The following is a 3,658-nucleotide window of genomic DNA, read 5'->3' as shown; positions in this document are numbered from 1 at the left end:
CCGTAGACCTTGCTTTCCACCATCTTTTGCGCGGCTGAAAGCTCGATCTCGGGCAACAGCCGGTAGGCGCCTTCGATCGCGGCGGCCGTGCTGACGATATGGTCGAGCCTGCCGATGCGCGCGAACAGCGCCGCGACCTCGTCCTCGCGGCTGATGTCGACCGCCGCCGCCTCCAAAGTGGCCGGGCGGCCGAGTTGATCGCGGGCCTTGCTCAGCTTCGCTTCGCCGCGCCCGGCGATGATGACGCTGGCGCCTTCGTCGAGGCAGCGCCTGGCCAGCGCCAATCCCATGCCAGAACTGCCGCCGACGATCAGGATTTTTCGATTGTCCATGTCCATGCCTTTCCTTTGCATGGATAGTGATGTGGCAGGCGGATGCTCGACGCGGAAACGGAAGAAACCGATAGTGTCATCGGAAAGGCCGATGGCATCCTCGGATCTGCTGACAGAAACTGGCACCAACCATCGCTACAGCAGCGGCGGAATCGTTCAAACTGTCGGTCGAGACAAGCAGACGAGGTGATGATGGCCCCGATCAAGGTCGATCCGGAGAAGATCCGCGAGTTCCCCGACGCGGAGAGTTTCTATGCCTGGCTCGGCCAAAACCACGCCGGCGAAAGCGAGGTCTGGATCAAGATCCATAAGGTAGGTTCGGGTCTTCCCTCGATCACGCCAAAGGAGGCGATCGACGTTGTGCTCTGCTTCGGCTGGATCGACGCGGTGCGCAAGTCGCTCGACGAGAAGAGCTTTCTGCAGCGCTACACGCCGCGTGGCAAAAAGAGCATCTGGAGCAGGATCAACATCGACAATGTCGCGCGCCTGACCGAGCAGGGCCGCATGACGAAGCATGGCCTGCGCGAGGTCGAGGCGGCCAAGGCCGACGGGCGCTGGGACCGCGCCTATGGCGGGTCCAAGGAGATGACGATCCCGCCCGACCTGCAGGCGGCGATCGACGCTGAGCCGAAAGCGAAGGAAATGCTGGCAAAGCTCTCCGCCCAGAACCGCTTCGCGCTCGCCTTCCGCACCCACAACATGAAGACCGAGGCCGGGCGCAAGAAGAAGATCGCAAGCTTCGTCGACATGCTGAAGCGCGGCGAGACGATCCACCCGCAGAAGAAGTAGGCCGGACACTTGGTACCCGATGCGGAGCGCGACTTTCGACCGACCCGGGGCGGACTATCGGACTCGACGATGGCATCCAAGCCATTGCTGGGCTAATGTCGTCCGAACGAGGCTGAAACGGTGTCCGGCTGATAGACCTTTTATTGACTACCAGCGTTTGGCGCCACTCGTACAGGAAGATCGGTTCCGATGCCTACGTTGCTATCGCTGCCCGACGACATATCGATCAAATCGGCGCTCGGGGAATCTGTCCTTGAAGCCGCTCGCCGGGCAGATGTCCCGATCGCCTGCGCTTGTGGCGGTAAGGCCAAATGCTCAACCTGCCGGATCTGGATTCTCGACGGTGCAGACGGCTGCCCGGAGCGCACAGCGCTGGAGCGCACGCTCGTAGAGCGGCTGGGGCTTGGCAACAACGTACGCCTGGCATGCCAGCTCAGACCTGCCTCCGACATCACCTTCCGCAGGCTCGTACTCGACGAGACCGACCTGCGAATGACCAGTCAGCTGCTGCCGCACAGGTCCACCAGTGCGGGCGAGCTGAAGTCGGTCGTCATTTTCTTCAGCGACGTAGCCGGATTCACCCACTTCTCCGAAACGCTGACGCCTTACGATGTCATGTATCTGCTCAATCGCTATTTCACTCAGGTCGCCGAAGTCATCGAGCTCAACAACGGCTACATCGACAAGTTCGTCGGCGACGGGCTTATGGCGATATTTGGCGTGAACGGCCAAGACGATGCGCCGGTGCGCGCGGTCAATGCGGCCCTACAGACCCTTGCCACGGTCGATCGGCTGAAGCCGTTTTTTGCCTCGATGTACGGCATCGACTTCGATATTCGCGTCGGTTTGCATCTGGGCGAAGCGGTGATCGGTTCGGTCGGATCACCCGGAAACGAGCGCCTGACGGCTATCGGCGATGCGGTCAATGTGGCGAGCCGCGTCGAAACAGCCAACAAGGAGGCCGGAACCCGCCTCCTGATTTCGGAGACGCTCTATGAACGGGTCAAGGACGAGGTTGAAATATCCGATTTCATTCGGGTGCGTTTGCGCGGTACCTCCGACCGAATTACGCTGTACGAGATAAGGAAGCTGAAGGTTGAAGCCGAGCGCCGGTTGAACGAAAAAGGCGCGCGCGAGACTATGCAACTGGGCAGCAAGACGTGGCACCGGACGGTCGCGACGGGCGAACTGAAGGACGGCGACTACAAAGTCATCGAGTTCCAAGCGCTTTACGTCGTGATTTTGCGCAGGGGCGGGCGCGTCCATGCCTTTAACAATGCCTGCCCGCATCTGAAATTGCCGTTCTTCGAAAGCACCTCGCGGACCAACGGCCACGCACGACAGGCGAGCACTGTAGACGAGGATGGCACGCTGGTGTGTCGCTGGCATCACTCCGGATTCGATCTGGATACAGGCGAAATCGTAAAGTGGTGCGAGGCGCTCAACGAGGATGGAACTTCGGCCGGCATGGAGGTCCTCGGCGATATTTCGAAGAACCGGGCTCCGTTGCGTCTCATTCCGTGCCGCGAGGAGGATGGCTACATCTGGGTCGGTCTCGATTGAACGTGCCGACCGGATCGTCCAAAAAACTCCCGCGAGTCTGTTGTCGGTCCGACCAAGTGTCAGATTTTGACCAGCGGGAGCAATGACCAGCACAGCAAATCATTCCGGCAAGGTGGCGCTCGTCACCGGCGCCAATCGCGGCATTGCCCTGGAGACCGGCCGGCAGCTCGCCGGACTTGGCTTCACCGTGCTCATCGGCGCGCGCGACCTCGCCAAGGGCGAGGCGGCGGCGAAGAAACCCGGCGGCAATGTCGAGGCCATCGCGCTGGATGTCGCCGCGCCCGATGGGCCAGCCCTTGCTGCAGCCGAGGTGGAGCGCCGATTCGGTCGGCTCGACGTGCTCGTCAACAACGCCGCCATCCACTACGAGTTGTCCGCGCGAGCGCTGAATCCCCACCGGACGGTGGGCAGCAAGGCCTTCGAGAGCTATGTCGTCGGCGCCTGGCGGGTGGCGTTCGCCTTCGCGCCGCTGCTCAGCGCCTCCGGTCATGGCCGGCTGGTCATCGTTTCGCCCGAGGCTGGCTCGCCGGCCTATTCGACCGGCAGGGCGACGCTCAGTGCGCTCACCCGAATTCTCGCGGCCGAGCTGCGCGACGCGGGCGTCCTGGTCAACGCCATCAGCCCGGACTGGATGGAGACCGACATGGGCGGGCCCGGCAGCCGCCCAGTCGCGCCAGGGGCGGCCGGCATCGTATGGGCCGCGACCCTGCCGGACGACGGTCCGACGGGCGGCTTCTTCCGCGATGGCATGAAGCTGCCGTGGTGAACGGCTCGAGCGTCCTACCTGCCCATACGCCTTGCTACGAAAATAGCATTCTCGGCCTACGAAGTGTGATGCGAGGCTCCGCGCCCGTGCACCCAAGGCACGCGGTGGTGCGGTCTCGCGAGAAGAGGAGTGGCAGGCGGGATCGAGCCCAAAATCCAAAAATCCGGACGAAACTGTTGAACCATTGCGAGGCCCGCCGTGTTTGACG

The 3,658-nt window shown here is 62.5% G+C and carries 4 protein-coding genes; 3 read left to right on the top strand and 1 reads right to left on the bottom strand.

Annotation, left to right across the window (positions count from 1 at the left end; genetic code table 11):
• On the bottom strand, positions 1-338 hold a 338-nt coding region (locus EOA38_RS30635), incomplete at its 3' end, for an SDR family NAD(P)-dependent oxidoreductase (protein WP_127300986.1).
• A gap of 186 nt (positions 339-524) precedes the next feature.
• Here EOA38_RS30635 and EOA38_RS30630 point away from each other — a divergent pair.
• The 3 genes from EOA38_RS30630 (at position 525) to EOA38_RS30620 (ending at position 3,450) form a co-directional block, all read left to right on the top strand.
• Positions 525-1,121, top strand: coding sequence for a YdeI/OmpD-associated family protein (locus EOA38_RS30630; protein ID WP_126095954.1), 597 nt, complete (start codon positions 525-527; stop codon positions 1,119-1,121).
• Positions 1,122-1,310: 189 nt separating this feature from the next.
• A complete protein-coding gene (locus EOA38_RS30625) occupies positions 1,311-2,684 on the top strand; it encodes an adenylate/guanylate cyclase domain-containing protein (RefSeq protein ID WP_127300985.1) in 1,374 nt (457 codons plus the stop codon).
• 82 nt (positions 2,685-2,766) lie between these two features.
• Positions 2,767-3,450 (top strand): SDR family NAD(P)-dependent oxidoreductase, encoded by a 684-nt coding sequence (locus EOA38_RS30620; protein WP_126094535.1) that lies wholly within the window; start codon positions 2,767-2,769, stop codon positions 3,448-3,450.
• The last annotated feature ends 208 nt before the right edge of the window (positions 3,451-3,658 follow it).

Source organism: Mesorhizobium sp. M1E.F.Ca.ET.041.01.1.1 (assembly GCF_003997355.1).
In the GTDB taxonomy this organism is placed as follows: Bacteria; Pseudomonadota; Alphaproteobacteria; order Rhizobiales; family Rhizobiaceae; genus Mesorhizobium.
This window is presented reverse-complemented; position numbering and strand designations above follow the sequence as displayed.

Bases quoted from the DNA above. Each gene is read 5' to 3' on its own strand.
- EOA38_RS30625 (WP_127300985.1), top strand. From the start codon at position 1,311: ATGCCTACGTTGCTATCGCTGCCCGACGACATATCGATCAAATCGGCG.
- EOA38_RS30620 (WP_126094535.1), top strand. From the start codon at position 2,767: ATGACCAGCACAGCAAATCATTCCGGCAAGGTGGCGCTCGTCACCGGC.
- EOA38_RS30630 (WP_126095954.1), top strand. From the start codon at position 525: ATGGCCCCGATCAAGGTCGATCCGGAGAAGATCCGCGAGTTCCCCGAC.